Raw genomic sequence first — 21,740 nt, 5'->3', positions numbered from 1 at the left:
GTATCGGTAATGGTTGGTAAAAAATCCAAGTATATACAATTCAGAGATGAATTTCATCCTGAAGGTCAATCCGCGGGTTCGATGTTGACGCCCAGGGCCTGGGGCGTGGCCGAGCTCCCCCCCTTCCAGGATGAAAAGACCAGCACGCTCAAGGTCAGAACGTAGGGCAGCATCAGCAAAAACGAGGAGGGGATATGGGTCCCCGAAGCCTGGAGCCTGAACTGAAAGGCCATCACACCGCCGAAGAGGTAGGCCCCGGCCACGGCCCGAATCGGGTTCCAAAAGGCAAAAATCACCAGGGCAACGGCAATCCAGCCTCGCCCGGAGGTGAGGTGGTTGGCCCACATATGGGTGTAGGCAAGGGAGAGATAGGCCCCGCCGAGGCCCATGAAAAATCCGCCGGAGAGCACCCCCATCCATCGGTAATTGACGGAATTGATCCCTGCGGCCTGGGCGGCATCGGGGTTTTCGCCTGCGGACCGGAGCCGGAGCCCGGCCCGGGTGTTGCGGAAAAAATACCACATGCCTACGGGGATCCCGTAGGAGATGTACACCAGGGCATCGTGCTGAAAAAAAACCGGCCCAACAAAGGGGACACGGGCCAGGAGCGGGACATCCAGCGGGACGAATCCCGGGGCGTTCAATCCGATCAGGGGGGTGCCGAGGTAATTGGCCAGCCCCACCCCCAAAATGGTAAGGGCCAGGCCTGAGACCACCTGGTTTCCCAGGAACCCCAGACACACCAGGCCATGGATCCCTCCCATGAGCACACCGGCGAACCCGCCGGCCAGAAACCCGAGCCAGATGCTGCCCGTGGCATAGGAGACGGCAAACCCCGCCAGGGCGCCCACCGCCATGATGCCCTCCACGCCTAGGTTCAGGACCCCTGATTTTTCGCAGAAGATGGCTCCGAGGGTGGCAAAGAGAATGGGGGTGCCGGACTGCACCGTCGCCGCCAGGAGGGGAATGAGGATATCGGGGGTCATGACCGCTGCCTCCGTGTAAATCGGTAATGGACGAAAAAGGTGCCCGCAAGGATGGTCAACAGGATAAGGCCCTCCATGATCTCACCGAAGGCGGCCGGTACCTGGAGCTCCAGCTGGAGGTTTTCCACCCCCACCCTGAGGCCGGCCAGGAGAAACGAGGAGATCCCGATATAAAAGGGGTTGAGGCGTGCCAGCCAGGCCACCACGATGGCGGTGTATCCGTACCCCACCATGATGGTGGGCTGAAGTCGGTTGAGGGTGGCCGAAGCCTCCACGCACCCGGCCCAGCCGGCAAAGGCACCGCTGAGGAGCATGGAGATAATCACCAGCCGTTCGTAGGGCAGCCGGGCGTACCGGGCGGCACGAACGTTTTCACCGCTGGCTTTGAGTTCATAGCCCATGAGGGTAAACCGGAAAAAGACATAGATCACAAGGCCCGAGAGCAGGCAGATCAGGAGCCCCCAGTTGAGGTTGGTCTCCCCGATCTTGCCGATGATGGCCCCTGCCGAAAACTCCCGGGTCATGGGGAAACCGTAGCTGTCAGGGGACTTCCAGGGCCCGTAGACCAGGTAATCGAGAAAGAGGATGGCAATGTAGTTGAGCATCAGGGTCACGATAATCTCGTTGGCCTTTGCTTTTAACTTCAGCACCGCCGGAATCACGCCCCAGAGCCCGCCGAAGACAAAGGCCGCAGCCATCATGGCCGGGATCATCACCCAGGAGGGGTGGCCGGGAAAGGTGATGGCCACCCAGGTGGCTCCGATGGCCCCCAGAGCAAACTGGCCTTCGGCACCGATGTTCCAGATCTGAAGCCGAAAGGCAATGGCCACCCCCAGGGAGCAGAGGTAGATGGGGATCGCCTTGATCAGGCAGTCCTCGATGGCATAGGAGGATCCGAAGGCGCCCTGGAGCAGGAGCCAAAGCCCCTCCAGGGGCGAATTGCCCTGAAAAAGCAGCATGCCGGCGCTCAAGACAAGGGACATGGCAACGGCACCGCAATAGATCAGGACCGCTGTCCAGCCCAGGGTATCCTGGCGTTTTCTGATGGTTAAATCAAACATCGTGGTATGGGATTCATCTGTCCTTGGGTCAATATACAAAAGGGGGGAACGTTATGTTCCCCCCCCCACAGTGTCCAGCCCGGGTGCAGGTGCCCCGGAAAGCGGTGCCCGTCAACAGGGACCGCGTCGGGGGATACTGCAAACCGTGGTGCTACTTGGTGGTGCCGATGACGCCTTCAACGAACCATCCCATCTTGAGAAGGTCCTGATCCGAAGGCTCGGTGCCGTCGGCAATACGAACGGTACCGGACTGGTCCTTGACCGGCCCGGAGAAGACAACATAGCTGCCGTCCTTGATCTCGTCGCGACGCGCAAGGACCTTTTTCTGGACATCGGCGGGCACCATGTCGCTCATGGGGCTCAAGTCCACCACACCTTCGGCCAGGCCGTTCCAGGTGGAGCCGCTCTTCCAGGTTCCGTCTTTGACGCTCTGGAGAACCTCCATATAAAAAGGAGTCCAGTTCCAGATGGGCGCCACGAGGTGGGACTTGGGTGCAAAGGAGCTCATGTCGGTATTGTACCCGATGGAGTAAACCCCGCGCTCCTGGGCTGCTTCCTGGGGACCGGGGGAGTCCTGATGCTGGGCGATGACGTCTGCGCCCACATCCAGAAGGCTTTTGGCGCCCTCTTTTTCGATGGCGGGGTCGTACCAGGTCTTGGTCCAGACCACGCGCACTTCAGCTTTGGGGTTCACGGACCGGGCACCCAGGGTAAAGGCGTTGATCCCGCGGATCACCTCAGGCATGGGGAAAGCGCCCACGTACCCGAGCACGTTGCTCTTGGTCATGGCACCGGCCACCATGCCGGAGAGGTAACGGGCCTGGTACATGCGGCCGAAGTAGTTGCCCATGTTCTTGGAGGTCTCATAGCCGGAGCAATGCATGAACACGGTCTTGGGAAATTTTTTGGACACCTTCAGCATGGGGTTCATGTACCCGAAGCTGGTGCCGAAAATAAGGTCGTACTTGTTGCGGGCCATTTTGAGGAAGACGCGCTCGGAGTCAGCCCCTTCCTTGACCGCCTCCAGATACTTCACCTCCACATCGGGCAGGGCCTCAATGGCCTTGCGGGCCACATCATGGGCATAGGACCACCCGGCATCTCCCACAGGGGATACGTAGACAAAACCAACCTTCATTTTCTTTTCTGCCGCCTGTGCCGTTCCCACTGCCATAAGCAGTGCGAGCACCAGCAGAACCAGACCTTTGCGCATTTACATCCTCCACGTGTGTAGTTTGGTGCAATAATGAATAAACTGTGACGCACTCGAAATATATGAAAGTCCTGCGTTCAGCAAGACCAAAGCCGCATGACTCCGGAGAAAAGAGACAACCCTTGCATTCCTCCCCGAAAAGTGATTATTCTGTCTGTCGCGTCAAAATTCAAGGACGCCGGAAATACCCCCTTGCAGGGAACACAAAAGCCTGTGCATCTTCATGTACCCGCACCACGGCAGGCATACGCCATGACCTTTTTTCCGGCCCCACAGATTCCGTTCCACGGTTCTGCCCGTGATGCATGCATTGCCCAAGGTACCGGAACCACGATATGTATTACAAAAACATGTGAAATAAAATAAAAATGTCCACTCAAGAAAAAAACAGGCAATTCATTGCTGTAAAAGGAAATATCCTTCACTTCACGGAAGACCCCAGGAGCAAAGGAAAAAACGCCAGCCATTACCACCCCGACGGAATTCTCCTCATCGAAGACGGTGTCGTGCTGTATGCCGGAGACCGATCCGGGGCCCCCACCCCCGACGAGGCCCTGACCACCTGGTACGATTATACCGGCAAACTGGTCATGCCGGGATTTGTGGACACCCACATCCACCCTCCGCAGCTCTCGGTTATCGCCTCCAACAGCATTGAGCTTTTAGACTGGCTCGACACCTACACCTTCCCGGAAGAGCAGCGATTTGCAGATGACGATGTCTGCAGAAAGGGAGCGTCCCGTTTCTTCGACGAAACCCTTAAAAACGGCACCACCACCGCCCTTGCCATGGCCACGGTCCACGCCGGATCCGCCGAGGCCCTCTTCCGTGAGGCGGAAAAGCGAAAGCTTCGGTTCATCACCGGCAAGACCCTCATGGACCGCAACGCCCCGGAGGCCCTCACAGACACCCCGGAATCGGCCTATGACGAAAGCCGGGACCTCATCGAACGATGGCACGGCACAGGGCGCCTGGGCTATGCCGTGACCCCGCGGTTTGCCGTCACCTCCACGCGGGAACAGCTGGAGGCCGCAGGTGAGCTGATGACCCAGGCCGAGGGCCTGCTCATGCACACCCACCTGTCCGAAAACCACGAAGAGATCCGCACCGTCAGGGAGTTGTTCCCGGAAGCCGCAAACTACCTGGACATCTACGACCGGTTCCGCCTCGTGGGGGAAGGCTCTGTGTTTGCCCACGCCATTCACCTGAGCGAAGAGGAGTACGAGCGGCTCACGCAGAGCGGCGCCTCGGTCTCCTTTTGCCCCTCATCCAATTTGTTTCTGGGCAGCGGCCTCTTCCGCATGGACAACGCCCAGCGACATCGCATCCCCGTGGGCCTTGGCAGCGACGTGGGCGGAGGCACCTCGTTTTCCCCCTTCCACACCATGGCCGAAGGGTTCAAGGTCTGCCAGCTCTGCCGCACGCCCCTTTCCGCCACCACCGCGTTCTACCTCGCCACCCTGGGCGGTGCACGCACCCTGGGCCTTGCGTCATCCGTCGGCACCTTCCGGCAAGGGGCCGAGGCCGATTTTGTGGTCATCGACCCGGAAGCCACTCCCCTGGCAGCCCGGCGCTCCGGCCGCGCGGAGAATCTTGAAGAGCTCCTCTTCGTGCTGATGATCTTAGGGGACGACCGCTTTGTGGCCGCCACCCACATCCTGGGCGAGCCGGCGTACACGCGCCCATGACTTTCTATCTGCCACAGCAAGTCCATACGGCATAAAAAAAGGGCGCAGCGACTGTTCGCTACGCCCCTTTCCGTATGATTGCGTGGCCTTGAGCATCGTTTCGGCCACCTTCGAGTTAACTCCACCACCCGCTTCATAAACCCGGCAGTACCCCATAACCACCATGGATTCCCGCCTTCGCAGGAAAGACGAGGGCGGGACTGAAAAGGCGGTACAGAGCGTGACGCTCTTAGCCCCTCGTCGTCTTCCCCGGCTGCCCGGGAAAATGAAACCGGTTATGCCGCTTTACTGCCCGGCACTCGCCACCTCTTGTATCGCCAGGTGACCGGGGATCCATGCCCGGGTTTACATTCCCATTCTGTATCATAGCGACCAGAGGTAACCCGCGGCTTTTATGAGCTTGGCCGAAACGATGACTAAGGCCCATTGCTTCGCCGCCCTTGCCGCCGAAGGCACGTTTTGTACCCTTATGTTTTTCTTTGAGCCTAAATCCCCAGGTTCGCAAAAAAGGTACACAGGGCATTGACCGCCGAAACCAGGCGAGGGTGCGATGCCTCCAGCCCCTCCACCGATGCCATGAGCCCCTCCGAAGAGATGGAGACCAGTTTGGGGTCCGGGCTCTTCCGGATCACCTCATGGGTGGTGAGCCCCGTAAACCCGGCGATACTCTCCGCCTCCTCCTGATTGCTCTCGGCAAGGATCTTCACCTCGCCCTTGAGTGTCTCCAGAAGCCCCTGGAGTTCCCTGCGCCTTGCCGGATCCATCTGATCCGCGGCCTCAAGAAGAGCCTCGATACGCTTCATGGTGCTTTCAATCATGGTGTGCCTCCTTTCGATCCCTTGGGTACCCGCCCATCAATCGGATACATACGCGGAGTGATCCTCGACATACCCGGTAATCACCTTCAGGCCCATGGCCTCCAGAACATTGATTGCCCTGGCCTTGTCCCTGCCGTGGACACGGATCACCAGCTGATAGACCCCCTCGAGCCCCTTTTCAGGCCAGGTAATCAGACTGGCGATGTTGATCTTCTCATCCCGCAGTCGGCTGGTGATGTCGGCAATCATGCCCAGACGGTTCCTCACCAGCACGATGAGCCGCTCGTTCTCCTCTCCCAGGCCGATGGCGTCCATGAGCACCCCCATGACGTCTGTCTTGGTGACGATCCCCACGGGACGTCCCTCTTTCATCACGGGCAGGGAGCTGATCTCGTTTTCACGAATCACAAGGGCCGCATCTTCCACCGTGGTGCCCGGTGTGACCGTGATCACGTGCTTTACCATGATCATGCCCACGGTCACCTGATCCAAAAGGTAGTTGAGCTCGTGGGTGCTGAAGGTGGTCGCCGGCGAGGCAAGGTTGGCTTTGACGTCCCGGTCCGAAAGAATACCCTTCAGGTTTCCCGAATCATCCAGAACAACCAGGTGCTCGATATGGTGTTCCTTTAAAAGGTCCATGGCCTGCTTGATGGTGGTTTCGGGCTTAACCGTAATCAGGTTGGTGTGCATGATTCTGCCAACATACATAATAGCTGCTCCCTCATGATAAAGAGTGGATTTTCAAGGAAACACGCCTGAGTCATTCCTATCTGGCATGCCCCCTCTCCAAGCCGGTCATTGCTGGTATATATATCAATATAAGAAATACAAAACATCAATTTAATCAACTTACAGCATGATGGCGGAATCAACAAACCGTCATCATGGGAAAATCCCGCACCGGGCAACCGGAACCCCCGTATGCCCTGACAACAGGTTCCCCGGGCCATCCGTTTCACGGATGCAAAGGGACAATAATCCCCGTTTTTTCAAGCCTATGCCAAGGCATTATCCCTGTCAAGTAAAACTCTGTAAATACTAAAGAAAACACCTGAAATATTTAAGGATTCTCTCAATCCCAAACCCGATGTTTCACGTAATTGCAATTGACTTTTACGCAAAGGTTATATTATGAAAAAAGATTACTGACTCGGCCCCAAAAGGTCTTCTCTCAACAAGAAAACACAAGGGTGCACGATTTGGTGTTGTTTTGCAAATTTAATTCGGTTTTTCACTCAATTCCAATTTAAAAGGGAGACTCATGAAACGGTTTTATATTTCTTTCACCGCTACGGTATTGTCGGTATTGTTCGCGCTGTGTCTCACAGCTGGCCAGGTGTTTGCCGCTGACACCATCAAGCTTGGTGTCGCAGGCGCCCACAGTGGGGACCTCGCCTCCTACGGTCTTCCCACGGTGAACGCCGCCCGGTTTGTCGTTGCCGACATCAACGCCGCTGGCGGTGTCCTCGGAAAACAGGTTGAAATGATCACCGAAGACGACGTGTGCAAACCCGAAGTGGCCACCAGCACCGCCACCAAGCTCGTCACCAGCGGCGTGGACATTGTCCTCGGCCACATCTGCAGCGGCGCAACCAAGGCGGCCCTCGGGATCTACAACGGCGCCGGTCTTGTCTGCATCTCCCCTTCCGCCACCGCCCCGGACCTGACCGTCAGCGGCGACTACCCCAACTTTTTCCGCACCATCGCCCACGACAAGGTGCAGGCAGAGCTCCAGGTCAAATTCGTCATTGAAACCCTCGGCGCAAAAAAAATCGCCATCCTCCATGACAAGGGCGACTACGGCAAAGGCGCTGCCATCCTCGCCAGGGAATTTGTCAAGGCCAGCCCCAAGGCCGAGGTGGTTCTCTTTGAAGGTGTGACCTCAGGGTCCGTAAGCTTCGGCCCCATCGTCCAGAAGGTCAAGCGATCCCGTGCCGACGTCGTCATCTGGGGCGGCTACCACTCCGATGCCTCCAAGATCATCCGCCAGATGAACAAAAAGAAAGTAAAATCCCTTTTTGTCGGCGCCGACGGCCTGAAGGACGAGACCTTCATCAAGGTGGCCGGCAAAGATGCCGAAGGCGTCTACGTTTCCGGCCCCATGGATTATTCCAAGAACCCCCTGGCCATCAAGGCCAAGGAGCAGCACCTCAAAGCCTTTGGCGAAGACCCCGGTGCCTTCTACCTGGAAGCCTATGCCGCTACCCTGGCCATCCTCAATGCCGTTGAAAAAGCCGGTTCCACCGACTACGACGCCGTTGTCAAGGCCCTCAGGACCGAGGATGTGGACACCCCCCTCGGCAAGATCCGTTTCGATGAAAAAGGCGACCCCATCGGTGTGGGTTTCACCATGTACCAGGTTAAAAACGGCCAGTTCGTAGAGCTGAACTAAGCCGGTCCCCGAACGTCTGACCGTAAAACAAAACAGGGGCGGGCCTGATTTCCATCAGCCCGCCCCTTAAAGCAGGACCGGCCACGCACGGGCCACTGGAGAGGGACAATATGGATCTGGAGTATTTTCTGGAACTCTTTTTGGGAGGTTTGGTGAAGGGCAGCATATACGCCCTCATCGCCCTGGGTTACACCATGGTGTACGGGATCATTGAGTTGATCAACTTTGCCCATGGGGAAATTTACATGCTGGGGGCCTACACCGCCCTCATCGTTGCCAGCGTGCTGACAGTCCTGGGCTTCCCGCACCTGGCCATCGTCATCATGGCAGGCCTGGCTGCCATCATCTGGGCTTCGGCCTACGGGTTCACCGTCGAAAAGGTGGCGTACAAGCCCCTGAGGAAAGCCCCGCGGCTCTCCCCGCTCATCAGCGCCATCGGTATGTCCATCTTTCTCCAGAACTACGTGCGGCTGGCCCAGACCGACAAGTTCCTTCCCTTTCCCGAGCTGATCCCCGAATTCGACTTCTGGGAGCCCTACTCCCATATCATCGGTTCCCCCTCCCTGATGATCCTTGTCTCCACCGTTGTGATCATGATGCTCCTGACCTACATCATCAAATACACCACCATGGGCAAAGCGATGCGGGCCACCGCCCAGGACCGTACCATGGCCATGCTTGTGGGTATCTCGGTCAACAAGGTGATCTCCTTTACCTTTGTCATCGGCTCCAGCCTCGCCGCCATCGGCGGGGTCCTTGTGGCCTGCCAGATGGGTCAGATCAACTTTTACATCGGCTTCATGGCAGGCATCAAAGCCTTCACCGCCGCCGTCCTCGGAGGGATCGGCAGCATCCCCGGGGCCGTCCTGGGAGGGCTGGTCCTCGGCATGACCGAGAGCCTGGCCACCGGCTACATCTCCAGCGACTATGAAGATGTCTTCGCCTTTGCCCTGCTGGTCCTGATTCTTATTTTCAGGCCCGCCGGCCTCCTCGGGCGCAACACGACCCAGAAGGTGTGATCAGGCTCGGCGCGCGCGTTACCCGACCGCCCTTTGGAACCGCAACCATGGATACAGGACCCAGGATGTTCAAGTTATCTGAAATAAAAAAATCGCTTATCGTCGCCCTCTGGTTTATCTTCCTCACCTTTCCCATCATGGTGCTCAAGGTCAACACCATTGAAAATGTCATTTTCTGGCGATGGCGAAACATGTTTATGATCGGCATCGGCAGCTTTGTCATCTCCCTTGTCTGGCGATACTTTCAGGAAAATGAAGAGTCCGGCAGGAAAACCCTTGCCCTCTTCACCGAAAACCCGCTGGCAAAACGGATAAAAATGGGCTCCCTTTCGAAGCGCCCCACCAAAGACGGGGTCATCAGGGAGTCCAACCCCGTCATCCAGCGCACCTTTTACGGGCTGCTCATCGTGGTGGCCCTTCTCTTCCCCTTTGTGAACCAGTACCAAGCCACCATCCTCACCACGGCGCTCTTTTACGTTACCCTGGGTCTCGGCCTCAATATCGCCGTGGGGCTGGCAGGGCTCCTGCACCTGGGCTATGTGGCCTTTTACGCCGTGGGCGCCTACACCTACGCTCTGTTCAACATGTACTACGGCGTCAGTTTCTGGGTGGCCCTGCCCCTGGGCGGAATTCTGGCCACCCTTTTCGGCATCGCCCTGGGCATTCCAGTCCTGCGCCTTCGGGGGGACTACCTGGCCATCGTCACCCTGGGCTTCGGAGAAATGACCCGGATTACCCTGGAGAACTGGGACGCCGTCACCCATGGCCCCAGCGGCATCGCCCAGATCCCCAAGCCCGGCCTCATGGGCCTGGAGCTCACCACCCAGCAGGGCATCATGTATGTCTATTACCTGGCAGTGGGCCTTGCCGTCCTCACCGTCTTTGCAACCTACAGGCTCCAGAACTCCCGCATCGGACGGGCGCTCATGGCCATGCGTGAAGACGAAATCGCCTCCCAGGCCATGGGCATCAACATCACCCGCACCAAGCTCACCGCCTTTGCCCTGAGCGCTTTTTTCGCAGGCATGGCCGGCGTACTTTTTGCCGCAAAAACAGGCTTCATCAACCCCCAGAGTTTCACCTTCATGGAATCAGCCATCATCCTGTCCATCGTGGTTCTGGGGGGCATGGGGTCCATCCTGGGTGTCATTATCGGAGCCCTGATCCTCATCCTCCTGCCCGAATACCTCAGGGGAGTAGGCGATTACCGCATGCTGCTCTTCGGCGCCAGCATGGTGGTGATGATGATCTTCCGCCCACAGGGAATTATCGCCAACGTGCGCAAGGTTTACAAGATTGACAGGGGAGGGCGGGATTAACATGACCACCGAAACGATTCTGGACGTCAAACAGCTCACCATGGATTTCGGAGGCCTCCGCGCCCTGAACCATGTGGACCTGACCATCAACAGAGGCGAAATCGTCGCCCTCATCGGCCCCAACGGCGCTGGTAAAACCACGTTTTTCAACTGCGTGACAGGCATCTACACCCCCACCGGAGGGGACGTCTTCCTGGGGGACGGAGACGGACGGCTCACCCGCTTAAACGGCGTCAAACCCAACCGCATTGCCGCCCTCGGCATGACCCGGACCTTTCAGAACATCCGCCTCTTCCAGAACATGACGGTGTTGGAGAACGTCATGATCGGCCGGCACATCCGAACCAACGCAGGCATCTTCAGTGCCCTGACCCGGATGCCCTCGGCCCGCAGGGAAGAGAAACAGATCATCGACGACGCCTACCAACTCCTTAAAAAAGTGGACCTGGCAGAATGGGCCAACGAGTTTGCCAAGAACCTGCCCTACGGCGCCCAGCGGCGCCTGGAGATTGCCCGGGCCATGGCCACGGATCCCGTTCTCCTGCTCCTTGACGAGCCCGCCGCGGGCATGAACCCCCAGGAGACCCAGGAGCTGGATACCCTCATACGAAGAATCCGGGACAAAGAAGGCATCACCATTCTCCTCATCGAGCACGACATGAAGCTGGTCATGAACCTTTCCGAACGCATCTACGTCATGGACTACGGAAGCAGGATCGCCACCGGCACCCCCGTGGACATCAAGAACAACCCCGCCGTCATCAAGGCATATCTCGGAGAAGAGGTGGTCGATGCTTAAACTCACCAAGGTGAACACATTTTACGGGAACATCCAGGCCCTCAAGGACCTCTCCATCGAGATCAACGAGGGAGAGATCATCACCCTCATCGGCGCCAACGGGGCCGGAAAAACCACCACCCTCATGTCCATCTCCGGGGTGGTGCCCCCCCGCTCCGGCGAGATCACCTTCGACGGGGTCCCCATCCACGCCATGAGCCCTGAGAAAATCGTGAAGATGGGCCTGTGCCAGGTACCTGAGGGGCGACGTATCTTTCCCCACCTGAGCATCCTTGAAAACCTCGACATGGGAGCGTACCTCCGGGAAGACAAAGAGGGCGTCCAGCAGGACCTTGAGTACGTCATGGACCTCTTCCCCATCCTCAAGGAGCGGCGGCACCAGGCCGGCGGTACCCTCTCCGGGGGCGAACAGCAGATGCTTGCCATCTCACGGGCCCTGATGGCCCGCCCGCGTCTCCTGCTGCTGGACGAGCCCTCCCTGGGCCTTGCCCCCCTGATCATCCGCCAGATTTTTGACATCATCACCCGCATCAACAAGGAGAGCGGCACCACCATCTTCCTTGTGGAGCAGAACGCCAACCTCGCCTTGAAATCCGCACACAGAGGCTATGTCATGGAAAACGGGGTGGTCACCCTCTCGGACACCGCCGAGAACCTGCTGGCCAATGAAGAGGTAAAAAAAGCGTACCTGGGCATCTGACACGCTTCCTTTTCACCCCCCCCCCAAAAAAGCGAAGGGGCGTTTCCACCGTACCCGCCGGTGGAAACGCCCCTTTTTTATTTCAGTCATAAACCCCTCCGCCCTACTGGATAGACACCACCTCTTTTAGACTGATCACATGGTCAACCTGGGTCTTTGAGGCCTCGTTCAGGGCAAGGAAGCGGACCTTGCACAGGCGCTTGCCCGACTTTCCCGACCCCCTCTCATCCAGGGGGGTATCGGAGACCACTTTAAAGGGAAGGTTGTCGGCCAGGAAACCGCGGCCGGTCACCACGATCTCCGCACTGGACAGAAGCCCCGGTTCCAGGGACGGGTCGCCGAAGTAGAAGAAACTCATGGAGCCATGGCTGATGGATAGCACCTGGCAGATCTGGGGCGCCTTTTCAGGAATCACCGCATACACGCCATCGGAAAGCCAGGCCAGCCCACGAGGCGCCCTTTTGTCAAGCAGTCCACCCTGAAGTGCTTTTTCAGCTTTCTGACGCATGAGGCATCGATGGCACATGGTGACATCCAGACGACGTTCCTTCTGCTCCAACATAATAGACCTCCATGATCTGTACATTACTGATTTCGGGTGAGGTGAGGCGAAGATCGCTGCAGAGTTGAACCCGGGCCTATCCGCCGATATGGTTGTAAAAATCACTGTTGACAGGAGTCTTGGAGTATCAGAGGATGAGACGTTCCAAACAGACTGCGTTCTTTGCCGTAACATATGTTTACTTCGACGTGGGGTTCATAATATTTTGGAGGTGATGCTTTGTCTATAGATGCAATTCATCATTTTTATAGGAATTCCCCCCAAGGGAACGGCGGCCCCGGAAATGTTCCCGGGAGAATCCCACGATATCTCCCCTTGAATTCAGGAATGGGTCCCGACTTTCCGCACGAATCCGGGATGCCGTTGCCGTTTTTACGCCCACCCATGTAAAAAGGGTCCACCATGCGTATCGTCTCCGACAACGTCCAACTGATCCACCCGAGCCTTCACGGGGCCGTTACCCGAAAAGACGCCCCGCCCATCATCACCGCCATTACGAAATGTGTGGCCTCGGGAATCCATGCCATCGATTTGAATATCGGGCCCATGGGCACCCAGGACCCCACGGTGATACCTTACCTTCTGGATGTGGTGCGAAGTGTCACCCCCCTGCCCCTGTTCATCGATTCGCCCCATGCCGAGGCCGCACGTCAGGCCCTGGACACGGGCCACCCGGACATCCATGTCAACGGCTTCTCCCTTCAGCCCAGGCGCCTGGACGCCTTTCTTCCCCTGATGGTGGCGCATGAACAGGCCCACTTTGTGGGGTACCTGCTCACAGAAGCAGGGGCGGTCCCCACGGCTCAGGACGGGCGCCTGCAGGTGGCCGCCGCCCTTTTCACGGCTGTGGCGGCAAGGGGTGCTCACCTTCTGGACCGGCTCATCGTGGACCCGGTGGTGGTCCCCCTGCTCTGGGATGAAGGCGCTTTCCAGGCCCTTGAGGTGATCCGCACCCTGCGGGCGCTGGACGAGCTTGCGGGCAGGCCCGTCCAGAGCATGGCCGGCCTCTCCAACCTCACCAGCGGCAAGGTCCCGGAAGCAAAACGACGGCTCATGGAACACACCTACATCCCCCTGCTGGCCGAGGCCGGCCTGGATTACATCCTCATGAACACCAACCGAAAAGAGAGCCTTCGCGCCGTCCACGCCGCCAACCTCCTCACCGGAGGCCTCCCCTTCTCCTGGGAAGCCCTGCCCACTGAGACACCTTAGCCCGGATATTTCATGAGAAAGCAACCAGCCAAAAGGAAAATGCCATTATTTCGGATGGCTGCAATAAAAATGTCAGCTATTTCGAAAATGCAAAATGTAAATCGACGTTTGCTGTTTGATTTTCTCACCCTTCGGGCGAGCCGAGTGCACCCATCTTCTGCGTTATCAGAGCTTTGAGGTAAACCACTACATCTGCAGCTCTGATGCCTTGAATATGGGTGCACTCGACTCGTGAAATATCCGGGTTAGAGGATGAGGTTGGGCACATCGGTCGGGCCTGAGTGGAAAAACAAACGCCGTGGAGATCACCCCACGGCGTTTGTTATGGTATCAACTGCTTGGTCCAAAGCCCTTTATGCTTCGGATGCGTCTGCCTCGTCACATTCGCATGCGGGCTCTGCGAGGTCCTTGAGACGCAGGACGATATCGGCCACGGTGGCGCCCTTGCCCTTGGGGTGCACCAGGAGCGGGTTGATATCCAGCTCCCGGATCTCCGGATTCTCGGACACCATCGTCGCCACGCGAACCAGGCACATTTCAACCTCCTCGATGTCGGCAACGGGCTTGCCCCGGAACCCGGTCAGCAGGGGATAGGCCCGGATGCTCTTGATCATGCGGCGTGCGGTATTTCGACCAAAGGGTGCGACCCGGAACACCACATCCCTGAAAAGCTCCACAAAAATTCCGCCAAAGCCGAACATCACCATGGGACCGAACTGTTCATCCTGCTTCGTGCCCAGGATCAACTCATCACCGGGCAGGGCCATCTGCTGAACCAGGACCCCGCTGATGCGGGCATCTTCCTTGTAATCCGCGGCACAGGCCAGAATATCGGCGTAGGTGGACTCCACCTCTGCGGGCTCCCGAATCCCCACCCGGACCCCTTTGGCGTCGGATTTATGGAGGATATCCGGCGACACGATCTTCATCACCACGGGGTACCCGATGCGCCGGGCGATGTCCACGGCCTCCGACGCCGAGGTGGCGATCTCCATGTCCAGGGTCCTGAGACCGTAACACTGAAGGATACGGCTTGCCTCGTACTCGCCCAGGAGGGTGTGGCCGTTGTCCAGGTGACCCCGGATGATGGCCCCGGCCCTTTCCGAATCAAACTCCAGCTTGTACTGGGGCAGAACCCGGCGACTCAACCAGCAATGGGCCAGGTGGAGTTTTCCAAGGACCTTGGCGGCATTTTCGGGGAAATCGTACACCGGCACCCCGGCCTTCTGGAGGATTTTTACGCCCGGGGAGACGTCCACCACCCCCATAAAGGCGCAGGTGATGGGTTTTAAAGTCCGCCGTGAGATCTCAGAGATGGCCGTGGCCGTCCCGATGGCGTCGGTCATGGACTGGGGGGTAAGGATAATCAAGGCGCCGTCCACGCCTTCGTCGCTGATCACCGTGGTCAGGGCATTTTCGTAACGATCCCGGGCGGCATCCCCGATGACGTCCACCGGGTTGTTGAAATTGGCCGTGGGCGGCAGGTGGCGCTTCAACTCTTCCACGGTCTCCTCGCTGAATTCAGCAAGGTTCATGCCCGCGTTTTCAGTCATGTCCGTGGCGATGATCCCCGGCCCCCCTGCGTTGGTGACAATGGCGATGTTTCGCCCGGTGGGATATTTCCGGGGAGAAAACCCCTGGGCCAGGTCAAACAGCTCATTCACCGATTCACAACGGATCACCCCGGCTTCAGCAAACAGGGCGTCATACACGGCATCCGATCCGGCCAGGGAGCCTGTGTGGGAGGCTGCTGCCGCGGCACCGGCCACCGACCGTCCCGACTTGATCACCAGCACCGGGGTGGGATTGTCGCCGGAGGTGATCTCCTTGGCCACATCGATGAACTCCTTGCCCTTTCGCCCCAGCTCCTCCATATAAATCATGATCACGTGGGTTTCAGGGTCTGCATGGTAATACCGAAGCAGGTCCAGCTCGTCCACGTCGGCCTTGTTGCCGATGGAGACAAACTTGGAAAATCCGAAGCCGCGATCCGCCGCGAAATCGAGGACCGCCGTACAAAGCGCCCCGCTCTGGGAGATAAAGGAGATGTGCCCCTTGGAGGGCATGCGTGCAGAAAAACTGGCATTGAGGGAAACGACAGGAGAGGGGTTGATCACCCCCAGGCAGTTGGGCCCGACAATACGGATCCCGGCCTCCTTGCAGATCACCTTGATCTTCTCTTCAACCTCAAGGCCTTCGCCCCCCACCTCTTTAAAGCCGGCGGAGATGATCACCACCCCCTTGACCTTTTTAATGACGCACTCCTCAATGGCCTTCAGGGCTGCCAGGGGCGGCAGGATAATCAGGGCCAGATCAATGGGATCGGGGATGGTAAGGATCGACTCGTAGCAACGGACACTTAAGATGGATTTCGCCTTCGGGTTCACCGGATAAAGTGTCCCCTGGAACCCTCCGTGCAGAATGTTGCTGAAGATATCGTGGCCCACCTTCCCCTTGGTGGTGGACGTGCCGAGAACGGCAATGGATTGAGGTGAAAAGATGGCGTCCAGACTGTGTCCCATGGGTCGACCTCCTTGGCTGTGGGTTGATGTTCAAATCGGAAAGAAACCTTTGATCATCAAAGCAACGACAACCACCCAGCGGCATTGTCCGGCCCTTTCCCTTTCCGGCGCAGAACAAAAAACACCTAGCAGGTGGCAAGAAAACAAGGAAACGCAAAATCTTCGTATGCAGTAAACCCCTTTTAAATGAACATGTCAAACAGTTCCCTGCAAGGGATGCACGCACGAATCCCACACACAAACGCGGAGCTGCCCTGAAGCAGCTCCGCGTCATGTTTTGTTACACAGCTCTACCAGCTCCACCCCAGGGAGAGCTGGGCCGCATACCGCCGATCCTCTTTCTGTCCGCCGTAGACGCCGATCTCTTCTCCGTAGGTGGCCACATCAAGGCGAAGGAAGGAAAAATCCACGGTGGCTCCGGCCGTGTAATACCCCTGTGAAAGACCGGCGCGAAGGGCCAGGAGGATGGGAAATTCGAGTTCAGCGCCCATATGGAGTTTCTTCTCCGTGGAGCCGTCCCCCGTAAGGTTATCCGTGATGTCGTGGTAGTCGAAAGCCTCGGTCAGAGCAAAGCCGAAAAAACGCTGCGTAAAGGCCACCCCCGCATTGTACTGGGACTCCTGATCACGGGCATCCCCGAAGTCCATCTCCCGGATGTTGATACCGGCAAGGCCTAGGCTGACCCGGGTCACCCCTTCGATCTCCCGGCTCCAGATCATGCCCAGGTCAAAGGAGGCATCGGTGCCATCCACCTGGTCGTCATCGAGGGTATCCTCAAAATCATCGTCGGCGATATCTGCCGCCGTGTACGTCTCATCGATGCTGCTGCGGTTCAGGGCCTTGACACCGACCCCGAGGCTCAAGCCCGGCACATGGGGGAGGGCATACCCCACCCCTGCCTGTCCGCCATAATCCACATCGGACACAACGCTGAGCACAGGGTAGACAGGGTTTCGGATGGTCAAGTCCGCCCCCCCCCTGCCGACACCTGCCACCATCACGCCGACGTTCCCCAGCCGAAACCCCGCATAGACATCAGCGGCCAGGGTAATGTGGTGGTTCTCCCCCACGTACTTTTTCAACAGCTCGATCACCTCGGCCACATCGTTCTGGTCGATGTCGTCGTAGTCGCTAATCAGGTCGTAGGTGTCTTCAGAGGCCACCACCATGGGGTTCAGGATTCCCACCCCCACCCCTTCGGTACGGCTGAGGCCTGCGGGGTTGTAGTCCATGGCATTCTGGTCGTCGGCCACGGCGGTAAAGGCGCCCCCCATCCCCAGGGGACGGACGCCCATATGAAACGACCGATACGGTTCGGACTGCCCGGTGGACGCCAGAAGACACAGCACAGCGCACACACACAGCATTGCGTAAGTCGCCTTGAGCATGAAATTCTCCTTGGGTGTACGTGCCGGTGCCGTCAATCCCCCAACCCGTTTAAATAATCGATGAGCTCGATAAAAGAGATGGAACCGTCGCCACTTGTATCGATCTCCCGAATGAATTCGTCGAACTCTTCACCAAGGGCGTTGCCCTCCCCCAGGGCCGGTATGGCCTGGCGGACATACCCCACATCCCGGTTGATCTGGGCAAGCTCCTCTGAGGTGATATCAATGGTGACGAAATCCCCTGCGATCAGGTCCCTGGCCTCCTTCACCCAGGCCTCGGTGAGCCCCACGAAACCGGGCGGCGTAAAGCGATCCCCGTAGTTCCGGCACAGAATCTGGCCCAGGAGCAGCACCGTATCGGTGAGCCCGTAGATCCCGAGCTTTACCTTCCCGTTTGTGCTCAAGCCGGCCTCGGAGCCACCGGACCGGATCAATGCGGTGATGGCCTGATCCATCAGGGAAAGCCTGGAGCTGATCTCTGCACAGGCGAGCAGGCCCTGCTCGCCACTGCCCAGCATTCTGCCGAAGAGATCGATGCTGCCGTCGTTTCCGTCGGAGTCCCCGGTATCCACCCCGCTGAAAATCTCAAAGCTTTCGACCCCTGCTTTGCCCGCATACGCCGTGGACAGGTTATCCAGGACCTCCGGTGTCTGTTCCAGACCCGTCAGGATAGAGATGGCCCGGTCGTAGTTGGCATCGTCAACGGCAATTTTCGCCTCTTCGAGTTGGGACTCAAAATTATCTTCGTCGTCATCGCAACCCACTGCAAAGAGCATCAGAAGCAGTGCACAGACCACCACCAAAATGCGGTGCGCTGCGATGGGTAGAGTGGTATGGGTTGATGATTTCATCTGCCCTCCCTTGACTGCGGTCACAAAGGGGAAATGCCCAAAAAGAACGCCTCGGTATGCCGGCAAACGGCCAAGCCAATGACGCAGGGAAAATGCAGGACATGGGAATTGTTGATGCGGGCCTCGTGGATCAGGGGAGAGAAACAGGCGGGCCCTTTCAGATATGCAGATATCGATGCCGCACGAGTTACGTCCATCACTGCCGTGGGCATATCCATGGAATAGATCTCTATTATCCAAGACCATCCCTTTAAAAGCAAGTCATTACACAGGAGACCCCAGGGCGATGCCTTCTATGGTTAAAGTCGGATTAACCACAGAAAAAACAAAAGCGTGCCTCCGGCGGCAAGGTGTGCCACCTTGAAAGCAGGTTGCGAATGCGTTTTCCCCTTCGATCCTCAGGGAAAATCACATTCGCCTTTGATTCAGATTAAACTGAATCTGCTTTTAAAACCTGTTTGTTAAACCCGTCCTTATAAGATCAGGCAAAAGATTAGCCCCCGGCAGGGCGGCCGCCGGAGGCAAAAAAAAAACGGGGCCGCCCCAGGCAACCCCGCTTTTCCATCATCACAAGAATCCATGGGGCATGCCCCATGGCCTCGACATGCTACCAGCTCCACCCCATGGAGACCTGGGCCACATATCGGCGATCCTCTTTCTGTCCGGCGTAGGCCCCCATCTCTTCGCCGTAGGTGGCCACATCAAAACGCAGCACCTTAAAATCCACGGTGGCCCCGGCCGTGTAATATCCCTGGGAGAGACCGCCCCGAATGGCCAGCAACATGGGAAATTTCAACTCAGCCCCCATGTGGAGCTTCTTTTCGGTGGAGTCGTCTTCCGCCAGGTTGTCGGTGATGTCGTGATAGTCAAAGGCTTCGGTCAGGGTGCACCCGAAAAAGCTCTGGGTAAAAGCCACCCCGGCATTGTACTGGGTTTCCTGGTCCCGTGCGTCTCCAAAATCCATCTCTTTGATGTTGATTCCGGCAAGGCCAAGGCTCACACGGGTCAGCCCTTCGATTTCGCCGCTCCAGATCATGCCCAGGTCAAAGGAAGCGTCGTTGCCGTCCTTCTGGTCATCTTCCAGGGTATCTTCGAAATCATCGTCGGCAATGTCCACGGCCGTGTAGACTTCATCAATGCTTTTCCGGCTCAGGGCTTTCACCCCCACCCCGATGCTCAGGCCCGGTATCATGGCCAGTTCGTAGCCAATCCCCACCTGCCCGCCGTAGTCGATATCCGAGGTGAGGTGAAGTTCCGGGTAGGTGGGGTTTCGAATGGCCATGTCCGCATAGCCCCGAGCGACACCTGCCACCATCACCCCGGCATTGCCCATACGGAACCCCGCATACAGGTCGGCAGCCAGCTTCACGTGGTGGTTCTCCCCCACGTATTTCCTCAGCAGCTCGGTCACCTCCGCCGTGTCGTTCTCGTCGATGTCGTCAAAATCATTGTAGAGGTCATAGCTGTCCTCCGAGGCCTCCACCAGGGGGTTGAGGATGCCCATGCCAAAATTCCGGGCCCGGCTCAGCCCCGCCGGGTTGTAGTCGATGGCGTTTTGATCATCGGCCACGGCGGTAAAAGCCCCCCCCATGCCCAGGGGCCGCGCCCCCATATTCATGGCACGGTAGGGTTCGGCCCAGCCCGAGGAGGCCAGAAGAAGAACAGCCGCCACCAAAAAAACCATTTTTGCATACATCTTTGAAACCATCATCATCTCCGTTGTGCCTGGGGCCTTTTTAAATCGTGTTGAGGTACGTCACAAATTCCGTTGCGCTGACATACCCGTCGCTACTGGTGTCGATCTTCTTCAAAAATGCGTCAAACTCTTCGCCCAGGTCGTTGTTCTCAATGCCTGTCCCCAGGGCCGTGATACCTGCTTCAACGGCGTCCAAGTCCTCGTTGAGCTGAACCATGGGATCCACACCGTCCCCCAGGGTCAATCCCGTGATATCCGCAGCCACAAACCCTCCCCCCAGGGCCCGGATGGCCTCTTCGGTGAGGGTCACGTCGTTGTTGCCGCCCTTTGAGGAGATCACCTTGCCCATCACGAGCACCACATCGGTGAGCCCGTAAATGGCCAGCTTGACTTTTCCGTCGTCATCAAGTTTTGCGGCCTGTCCCCCTACGGAGTCCAGGAGGATGGACTTGGCAAGGTCGATTTCGGAGAGCTTGGTCTCAATATCCGCGGCCGTCAGGATTTCATTGTCCCCTGTCCCCAGCATCTTTCCGATAAGATCGATGCTCCCGTCCCCCGAGCCCCCGTCATCCACCTGCTTCAAAATCTCAAAGGTATCGATACCGGCCAGTCCGGCATGGGCCGAGGCAAGGACCTCAAGGACGTCTGTTCCGACCATGCCGTCCAAAAGAGTGATGGCTTTACTGTAATTGCCGTCGTCAATGGCCATCCGTGCCTCTTCCAGCTTGGACGCCCGGCTCGATTCATCATCGCAACCCACCGTCAGGGCAGAGAAACAAAAAAGACAAAGCAGCACCATTGCCACACGCAACGGAGCAGCCGATTTACCAGTACAGATTGATTGCATAGATCCCCTCAGTAACGAATAAAAACGGTTAAAACCTTAGGGCGTCCCGGAGCGGGGCACACCCGTCGAATCGACATGCATCTACGGCACCGGAGCGCGGCCCGATCAAACCAGAGCCGTTACCCTGTCGGAAACAAACGTGTCAGCAGTCGATATATTCCCTATTCGTCATGGCGTGGGGTATTCTTTAGTCAGGGGATGGCTAAATAATGCATGGAGGCTATCGTGATAAGGACTCTTTCGGGGGAATTCGCGTGAAGGATCACACCAACCAACCCTCTCTGCAGGAGCGGCCCATTTTTTTCAATAATGAACAGACGCGGGCCGGCACACAAAAAAAAGGCCCCGCATGTTTCCATGCGGGGCCTTTGATGCTTTTGTCGGGATATGCGGCTTAGTACTGCGGGGGCTCCAGACCTCTCAGTCCGAGCATCGTCTCCAGGGAAGCCACTCTCTCGTCCATTTCAATGAGGTGTGTTTCGAGCATATCGATATACTCGGCGAGCTGACGTGAGATGTGGTATTGCTCCTGTTTAGAAGCCAGACGATTCATCCGGTCTTCCTGTGCCATTTTTTCTCTTTGATCCAAACCAGGCATAGCTTCCTCCCCCCTTACCTTTTAAAACGATTAAACCGCTGCAGCCATACAGATTACCACTCAAGAGGC

The 21,740-nt window shown here is 57.7% G+C and carries 19 protein-coding genes; 7 read left to right on the top strand and 12 right to left on the bottom strand.

The annotated features are described in order from the left end of the window. Window positions 1–65: 65 nt before the first annotated feature. From BLQ12_RS20820 to BLQ12_RS20810, 3 genes are all read right to left on the bottom strand, one after another. Window positions 66–986, bottom strand: coding sequence for an ABC transporter permease (locus BLQ12_RS20820; protein ID WP_092213739.1), 921 nt, complete (start codon window positions 984–986; stop codon window positions 66–68). Further along, window positions 983–2,047, bottom strand: coding sequence for an ABC transporter permease (locus tag BLQ12_RS20815; protein WP_092213737.1), 1,065 nt, complete (start codon window positions 2,045–2,047; stop codon window positions 983–985). The genes BLQ12_RS20820 and BLQ12_RS20815 overlap by 4 nt, the downstream gene beginning before the upstream one ends. Before the next feature lie 151 nt (window positions 2,048–2,198). After that, a complete protein-coding gene (locus BLQ12_RS20810; protein WP_092213735.1) occupies window positions 2,199–3,260 on the bottom strand; it encodes a BMP family ABC transporter substrate-binding protein in 1,062 nt (353 codons plus the stop codon). A gap of 368 nt (window positions 3,261–3,628) precedes the next feature. On the opposite strand from BLQ12_RS20810, the gene guaD reads away from it, so the two are divergent. Continuing rightward, window positions 3,629–4,948, top strand: coding sequence for a guanine deaminase (gene guaD / locus BLQ12_RS20805; protein ID WP_092213733.1), 1,320 nt, complete (start codon window positions 3,629–3,631; stop codon window positions 4,946–4,948). 485 nt (window positions 4,949–5,433) lie between these two features. Here guaD and BLQ12_RS20800 read toward each other — a convergent pair whose 3' ends face one another. After that, complete coding sequence (locus BLQ12_RS20800; protein WP_092213731.1) at window positions 5,434–5,766, bottom strand: hypothetical protein; 333 nt, start codon at window positions 5,764–5,766, stop codon at window positions 5,434–5,436. A 36-nt stretch (window positions 5,767–5,802) separates the two neighbouring features. Further along, window positions 5,803–6,474: a CBS and ACT domain-containing protein gene (locus tag BLQ12_RS20795; protein ID WP_092213729.1), complete on the bottom strand. Its 672-nt coding sequence runs from the start codon at window positions 6,472–6,474 to the stop codon at window positions 5,803–5,805. A 553-nt stretch (window positions 6,475–7,027) separates the two neighbouring features. Between BLQ12_RS20795 and BLQ12_RS20790 the strand changes: the two genes are divergently transcribed. From BLQ12_RS20790 to BLQ12_RS20770, 5 genes are all read left to right on the top strand, one after another. Further along, a complete protein-coding gene (locus BLQ12_RS20790) occupies window positions 7,028–8,158 on the top strand; it encodes a branched-chain amino acid ABC transporter substrate-binding protein (RefSeq protein WP_092213727.1) in 1,131 nt (376 codons plus the stop codon). 110 nt (window positions 8,159–8,268) lie between these two features. Beyond that, window positions 8,269–9,177 (top strand): branched-chain amino acid ABC transporter permease, encoded by a 909-nt coding sequence (locus BLQ12_RS20785; RefSeq protein ID WP_217640367.1) that lies wholly within the window; start codon window positions 8,269–8,271, stop codon window positions 9,175–9,177. 65 nt (window positions 9,178–9,242) lie between these two features. Continuing rightward, window positions 9,243–10,496 (top strand): ABC transporter permease subunit, encoded by a 1,254-nt coding sequence (locus BLQ12_RS20780; RefSeq protein WP_092213725.1) that lies wholly within the window; start codon window positions 9,243–9,245, stop codon window positions 10,494–10,496. 1 nt (window position 10,497) lies between these two features. After that, window positions 10,498–11,295: an ABC transporter ATP-binding protein gene (locus BLQ12_RS20775; RefSeq protein ID WP_092213723.1), complete on the top strand. Its 798-nt coding sequence runs from the start codon at window positions 10,498–10,500 to the stop codon at window positions 11,293–11,295. Then, window positions 11,288–11,995, top strand: a complete 708-nt coding sequence (locus tag BLQ12_RS20770) for an ABC transporter ATP-binding protein (RefSeq protein WP_092213720.1) — start codon at window positions 11,288–11,290, stop codon at window positions 11,993–11,995. Before BLQ12_RS20775 ends, BLQ12_RS20770 begins: the two co-directional genes overlap by 8 nt. Window positions 11,996–12,098: 103 nt before the next feature. Here the strand turns inward: BLQ12_RS20770 and BLQ12_RS20765 are convergent, their stop codons facing one another. Beyond that, window positions 12,099–12,557 (bottom strand): hypothetical protein, encoded by a 459-nt coding sequence (locus BLQ12_RS20765; RefSeq protein ID WP_092213718.1) that lies wholly within the window; start codon window positions 12,555–12,557, stop codon window positions 12,099–12,101. Window positions 12,558–12,959: 402 nt separating this feature from the next. Here BLQ12_RS20765 and BLQ12_RS20760 point away from each other — a divergent pair, with 402 nt between their 5' ends. Further along, on the top strand, window positions 12,960–13,769 hold the full coding sequence (locus BLQ12_RS20760; protein ID WP_092213715.1) for a pterin-binding domain-containing protein: 810 nt from the start codon (window positions 12,960–12,962) through the stop codon (window positions 13,767–13,769). A 353-nt stretch (window positions 13,770–14,122) separates the two neighbouring features. Here BLQ12_RS20760 and BLQ12_RS20755 read toward each other — a convergent pair whose 3' ends face one another. From BLQ12_RS20755 to BLQ12_RS20725, 6 genes are all read right to left on the bottom strand, one after another. Next, window positions 14,123–16,291 (bottom strand): acetate--CoA ligase family protein, encoded by a 2,169-nt coding sequence (locus BLQ12_RS20755; RefSeq protein ID WP_092213713.1) that lies wholly within the window; start codon window positions 16,289–16,291, stop codon window positions 14,123–14,125. A 290-nt stretch (window positions 16,292–16,581) separates the two neighbouring features. Then, a complete protein-coding gene (traF, locus tag BLQ12_RS20750; protein ID WP_092213711.1) occupies window positions 16,582–17,679 on the bottom strand; it encodes a conjugal transfer protein TraF in 1,098 nt (365 codons plus the stop codon). Between the two features lie 32 nt (window positions 17,680–17,711). After that, entirely contained in the window at window positions 17,712–18,530 is an 819-nt protein-coding gene (locus tag BLQ12_RS20745; RefSeq protein ID WP_092213709.1) for an EF-hand domain-containing protein, read from the bottom strand. A 607-nt stretch (window positions 18,531–19,137) separates the two neighbouring features. Beyond that, on the bottom strand, window positions 19,138–20,244 hold the full coding sequence (locus tag BLQ12_RS20735) for a conjugal transfer protein TraF (protein WP_139164058.1): 1,107 nt from the start codon (window positions 20,242–20,244) through the stop codon (window positions 19,138–19,140). Between the two features lie 22 nt (window positions 20,245–20,266). Next, on the bottom strand, window positions 20,267–21,073 hold the full coding sequence (locus BLQ12_RS20730) for a hypothetical protein (protein ID WP_139164057.1): 807 nt from the start codon (window positions 21,071–21,073) through the stop codon (window positions 20,267–20,269). Window positions 21,074–21,467: 394 nt separating this feature from the next. After that, window positions 21,468–21,671, bottom strand: a complete 204-nt coding sequence (locus BLQ12_RS20725; protein ID WP_092213701.1) for a hypothetical protein — start codon at window positions 21,669–21,671, stop codon at window positions 21,468–21,470. Window positions 21,672–21,740: the final 69 nt, after the last annotated feature.

This window comes from Desulfoluna spongiiphila (assembly GCF_900101345.1).
Classification (GTDB): domain Bacteria; phylum Desulfobacterota; class Desulfobacteria; order Desulfobacterales; family Desulfolunaceae; genus Desulfoluna; species Desulfoluna spongiiphila.
Note: the sequence above shows the minus strand (reverse complement) of the source record. Positions and strands in the feature narration are given on the sequence as shown.